The sequence below is a fragment of the Planomonospora algeriensis genome, assembly GCF_977012225.1.
Genome location: NZ_CDRNDK010000676.1, coordinates 1 through 2,587 on the forward strand (window position 1 = coordinate 1; position 2,587 = coordinate 2,587).

The 2,587-nt window shown below is 73.6% G+C and carries 3 protein-coding genes; all 3 read right to left on the minus strand.

Features of this window, described 5'->3' with window-relative positions:
* Window positions 1-43 precede the first annotated feature (43 nt).
* A complete protein-coding gene (locus ACWJ6R_RS34340; protein ID WP_449066204.1) occupies window positions 44-466 on the minus strand; it encodes a hypothetical protein in 423 nt (140 codons plus the stop codon).
* A 20-nt stretch (window positions 467-486) separates the two neighbouring features.
* Entirely contained in the window at window positions 487-1,587 is a 1,101-nt protein-coding gene (locus ACWJ6R_RS34345; protein WP_449066205.1) for a condensation domain-containing protein, read from the minus strand.
* A 43-nt stretch (window positions 1,588-1,630) separates the two neighbouring features.
* A partial coding sequence (locus ACWJ6R_RS34350; RefSeq protein WP_449066206.1) for an iron-siderophore ABC transporter substrate-binding protein occupies window positions 1,631-2,587 on the minus strand: 957 nt, incomplete at its 5' end.

Sequence of the window (2,587 nt, forward strand, 5' to 3'; positions counted from 1 at the left end):
CCGCGGGCGCGCAGCAGCCGGGCCAGCCGGTTGGCCCGGCCGTTCAGTCGGCGTACGACAGCCGCTCCGCCTCGCAGACCAGGGCGGTCGACTCCGGTGCGCGCGCGGCCCGGCGCTCGAACGCCTCGGTCCACGACAGCTCCTGGACCGGGGGCAGGGTTCCGGCGAACCGGCCGAGCACCAGCTCGCGCTCGTCGCCGGTGGTCAGGTCGACGGTGCCCAGCGGCCGGTCGGGGGCGGTGGTCATCGCGGCGGCCATGGCCTCCAGCACGGCCAGGAGGCCCCGCTCGTGCCCGGCGAGGTCCTCGGGGCCGCAGACGGCGGCGTCGGCGTCGAAGTCGATGCGCAGGCCCTGCCCGGCGGGCCGGTCGTAGACGGCGACGGACAGGTCGCCGACCGGCCCGAGGGACAGGTAGTGGGCTGTGCCGGGCAGGTCGCCGAAGAGGATCTCCCCGTGGTAGGGCATGACGTTGACGGTGGGCCCGATCAGGGAGCGCAGGCCGTCGGGCGCCCCAGCTCCCTGGCCAGGCCCTCACCCCGGTAACGGGCGTGCGCGGTCAGCTCGCGGACCCCCGTGGTGACCGCCTCGACGAGCCGCGCGGGCGTCGTGTCCGGCCGGACGGCCAGGCGCAGCGGCAGGACGTTGGACATCAGGCCGGGGGTGTCCCGCAGCGCGGCGTCCACCCGGCCGGTCACCGGCAGGCCGAGCACCACGTCCTGCTCGCCGGTGGCCCGGTGCAGATAGGCCGCGACGGCGGCGATCGCCAGGCGGGACAGACGGGTCCCGGTGGAGGCGGCGGCCTCGCGCAGCCGCTCGGTCCGCTCGGCGGACAGCTCCACGGTGCGCCGGAGGGGCCGGGCCGTCTGGACCGGCGGGCACTCCACCAGGCGGGCGGGCTCGTCGGGCAGACCGGCGAGCCGGGCGTGCCAGAAGTCGCGGTCCGCCGCGTGCCGCGCCGAGCCGCGGTAGTCGGCGTCGCCGGAGACCAGGCTCCGCAGCGACCAGTCCCGGGTGAGCGGGTCGGCGGTTCCGGAGGCGTCCGCGGTTCCGGGGGCATCGGCCGCCGCGCCGTACAGCTCGGCGACCCGGTAGATGATCTGCAGGATTCCGTAGCCGTCGGTGAGCAGGTGGTGGTAGCGGTGGTACCACCAGACCCGGTGGGGGCCGACTCGCAGCAGCGCGTGCGTGAACAGCGGGCCGCGTGCGAGGTCGGCGACCCGGGCCAGGTCGGCGTCCATCCAGGCGCGGGCCGCCGCCTCCGGGTCGGCCTCGCCGGTCAGGTCCAGGACGTCGGGCGACCGGTCCTCGGGACGGTGGAGGGTCTGCACGGGCCGGTCCTCCGCCTCGCCGAACACCACGTGCAGGCTCTCGGCCTCCCGTACGGCCCGGCGCACCGCGGCGGCCAGCCGCGGCACGTCGGGCCCGTCCGGCAGGGGAAGGCCGTCCGGGCCGGAGGGCCTGGAGAGCTCCACATAGCAGCCGATGTTGTAGGCCGGGCTGTCCGGCTCGATCTGCTGGGCCAGCCAGATCCCGGTCTGAGCCCCGGTCAGCGGCAGCACGCGCCCGTCCTCCACCATCGTCTCCATGCCTTCCCGTGCCCCGCGACCGGGGACGTCGTCGAACGTGGGACTACTTCTTGATCAGCGGAGTGACCTGATCGACGGCGTAGGGGATGCTGAGCACCGTGTTGAACGACAGCGCGGCGCCGATCGGCGGGTCCTGGTAGGTCAGGAAGAGGTCGCGGCCCTCCTTGGCGACCTTCAGCTCCTTGTAGACCTTGTCGTTCTTGATGCGCTCCCAGGGCTCCTTGCCGGTGGTGAGCCAGACCAGCCGGTCGACCTCCAGCATGTTCAGGCCCTCGGAGCCGAACTCGGCGACGTTGGACGCGCCCGCCTGCTTGGTGATCTCCTCGGGGACGGTGAAGCCCAGCTCGGCCAGGAACGCCGACTTGGGGTCGCCCTTCTGGAAGGCGGAGTACTGCCCGGCCTTGAAGCTGTCGGCCGCGACGGCGGTCATCCCGGCCCACTGTGGGTTGTCCTTGCGGACCTGGGCGAACCGCTCGCCGATCCCGGCGATGAGCTCCTTGGCCTTGGCCTCCTCTCCCAGCGCGCGCCCGGCCAGCAGGGTCATGTCCTGCCACGGTGCGGCGTAGGGGTCGTGGCCCTTGGGCTGGGCGACCACCGGGGCGAGCTTCGAGAGCTGGTCGTAGTGCTCCTTCTGGATGCCGGAGTACATGGCGAAGATCAGGTCGGGCTTGAGCGCGACCAGCTTCTCGAACTTGACGCCGTCCTCGCGCAGGCCGAGGACGACGGGCTCGGTGCCGCCCCAGACGTCCTTGGTCCACGGCCAGTCGGTGAACGGGGTGCGCTGGAACCAGTCCACCACGCCGACCGGCTTGTGGCCGAGCGCCAGCACCGGCTCGTGGTCGCTGAGGCCGATGGTGACGATCCGCTCCGGCTTCTTCTTGATCTCCGTCGTGCCGTACAGGTGCTCGACGGTCACGGGGAAGGCCGATCCCTCGGCCGGTGCGGACGCGGTGGCGGCCGGTGCGGCCCGGCCGGCGGGCTCGTCCGCGGTGCCGCAGCC

What these genes read in the sequence shown, in the direction of transcription:
- ACWJ6R_RS34340 (WP_449066204.1), bottom strand. Translation starts at nt 466, where the DNA reads ATGCCCTACCACGGGGAGATCCTCTTCGGCGACCTGCCCGGCACAGCC.
- ACWJ6R_RS34345 (WP_449066205.1), bottom strand. Translation starts at nt 1,587, where the DNA reads ATGGAGACGATGGTGGAGGACGGGCGCGTGCTGCCGCTGACCGGGGCT.